Here is a 2,947-nt window from a genome sequence, read left to right on the forward strand (position 1 = left end):
AAACAGCTTCGGCGTTGTAAGGTTAAGCCTCACGGTTCATTAGTACCGGTTAGCTCAACGCATCGCTGCGCTTACACACCCGGCCTATCAACGTCGTCGTCTTCAACGTTCCTTCAGGACCCTTAAAGGGTCAGGGAGAACTCATCTCGGGGCAAGTTTCGTGCTTAGATGCTTTCAGCACTTATCTCTTCCGCATTTAGCTACCGGGCAGTGCCATTGGCATGACAACCCGAACACCAGTGATGCGTCCACTCCGGTCCTCTCGTACTAGGAGCAGCCCCCCTCAATTCTCCAGCGCCCACGGCAGATAGGGACCGAACTGTCTCACGACGTTCTAAACCCAGCTCGCGTACCACTTTAAATGGCGAACAGCCATACCCTTGGGACCTACTTCAGCCCCAGGATGTGATGAGCCGACATCGAGGTGCCAAACACCGCCGTCGATATGAACTCTTGGGCGGTATCAGCCTGTTATCCCCGGAGTACCTTTTATCCGTTGAGCGATGGCCCTTCCATTCAGAACCACCGGATCACTAAGACCTGCTTTCGCACCTGCTCGCGCCGTCACGCTCGCAGTCAAGCTAGCTTATGCCTTTGCACTAACCTCCTGATGTCCGACCAGGATTAGCTAACCTTCGTGCTCCTCCGTTACTCTTTAGGAGGAGACCGCCCCAGTCAAACTACCCACCAGACACTGTCCGCAACCCGGATTACGGGCCCACGTTAGAACACCAGCCATTAAAGGGTGGTATTTCAAGGATGGCTCCACACGAACTGGCGTCCGCGCTTCAAAGCCTCCCACCTATCCTACACATCAAGGACCAGTGTTCAGTGTCAAGCTATAGTAAAGGTTCACGGGGTCTTTCCGTCTTGCCGCGGGTACACTGCATCTTCACAGCGAGTTCAATTTCACTGAGTCTCGGGTGGAGACAGCCTGGCCATCATTACGCCATTCGTGCAGGTCGGAACTTACCCGACAAGGAATTTCGCTACCTTAGGACCGTTATAGTTACGGCCGCCGTTTACCGGGGCTTCGATCAAGAGCTTCTCCTTACGGATAACCCCATCAATTAACCTTCCGGCACCGGGCAGGCGTCACACCGTATACGTCCACTTTCGTGTTTGCACAGTGCTGTGTTTTTAATAAACAGTTGCAGCCAGCTGGTATCTTCGACTGATTTCAGCTCCACGAGTAAATCGCTTCACCTACATATCAGCGTGCCTTCTCCCGAAGTTACGGCACCATTTTGCCTAGTTCCTTCACCCGAGTTCTCTCAAGCGCCTTGGTATTCTCTACCTGACCACCTGTGTCGGTTTGGGGTACGATCTGATGTTACCTGATGCTTAGAGGCTTTTCCTGGAAGCAGGGCATTTGTCACTTCAGCACCGTAGTGCCTCGTCATCACGCCTCAGTGTTAAAGTGAACCGGATTTACCTGGAACACACACCTACACGCTTAAACCGGGACAACCGTCGCCCGGCCAACATAGCCTTCTCCGTCCCCCCTTCGCAGTAACACCTGGTACAGGAATATTAACCTGTTTCCCATCGACTACGCCTTTCGGCCTCGCCTTAGGGGTCGACTCACCCTGCCCCGATTAACGTTGGACAGGAACCCTTGGTCTTCCGGCGAGCGGGCTTTTCACCCGCTTTATCGTTACTTATGTCAGCATTCGCACTTCTGATACCTCCAGCATGCCTCACAGCACACCTTCACAGGCTTACAGAACGCTCCCCTACCCAACAACACTTAGTGTCGCTGCCGCAGCTTCGGTGCATGGTTTAGCCCCGTTACATCTTCCGCGCAGGCCGACTCGACCAGTGAGCTATTACGCTTTCTTTAAATGATGGCTGCTTCTAAGCCAACATCCTGGCTGTCTGAGCCTTCCCACATCGTTTCCCACTTAACCATGACTTTGGGACCTTAGCTGGCGGTCTGGGTTGTTTCCCTCTTCACGACGGACGTTAGCACCCGCCGTGTGTCTCCCGTGATAACATTCTCCGGTATTCGCAGTTTGCATCGGGTTGGTAAGCCGGGATGGCCCCCTAGCCGAAACAGTGCTCTACCCCCGGAGATGAATTCACGAGGCGCTACCTAAATAGCTTTCGGGGAGAACCAGCTATCTCCCGGTTTGATTGGCCTTTCACCCCCAGCCACAAGTCATCCGCTAATTTTTCAACATTAGTCGGTTCGGTCCTCCAGTTAGTGTTACCCAACCTTCAACCTGCCCATGGCTAGATCACCGGGTTTCGGGTCTATACCCTGCAACTTAACGCCCAGTTAAGACTCGGTTTCCCTTCGGCTCCCCTATTCGGTTAACCTTGCTACAGAATATAAGTCGCTGACCCATTATACAAAAGGTACGCAGTCACCCCATTAAAGAGGCTCCCACTGCTTGTACGTACACGGTTTCAGGTTCTTTTTCACTCCCCTCGCCGGGGTTCTTTTCGCCTTTCCCTCACGGTACTGGTTCACTATCGGTCAGTCAGGAGTATTTAGCCTTGGAGGATGGTCCCCCCATATTCAGACAGGATACCACGTGTCCCGCCCTACTCATCGAGCTCACAGCACATGCAATTTTGTGTACGGGGCTGTCACCCTGTATCGCCGGCCTTTCCAGACCGTTCCACTACCACACATGCTGATTCAGGCTCTGGGCTGCTCCCCGTTCGCTCGCCGCTACTGGGGGAATCTCGGTTGATTTCTTTTCCTCGGGGTACTTAGATGTTTCAGTTCCCCCGGTTCGCCTCGTTAACCTATGGATTCAGTTAACGATAGTGCAACGAATTGCACTGGGTTTCCCCATTCGGACATCGCCGGTTATAACGGTTCATATCACCTTACCGACGCTTTTCGCAGATTAGCACGTCCTTCATCGCCTCTGACTGCCAGGGCATCCACCGTGTACGCTTAGTCGCTTAACCTCACAACCCGAAGATGTTTCAC

The 2,947-nt window shown here is 53.3% G+C and carries 1 rRNA gene; it reads right to left on the reverse strand.

Annotated features, from left to right (window positions below):
* Positions 1 to 18 precede the first annotated feature (18 nt).
* Positions 19 to 2,925: ribosomal RNA gene (locus AOY24_RS23190) — 23S ribosomal RNA — on the reverse strand.
* Positions 2,926 to 2,947 lie beyond the last annotated feature (22 nt).

The sequence above is a fragment of the Citrobacter sp. CtB7.12 genome, from assembly GCF_001297795.1.
GTDB classification, from domain to species: Bacteria; Pseudomonadota; Gammaproteobacteria; order Enterobacterales; family Enterobacteriaceae; genus Citrobacter_A; species Citrobacter_A amalonaticus.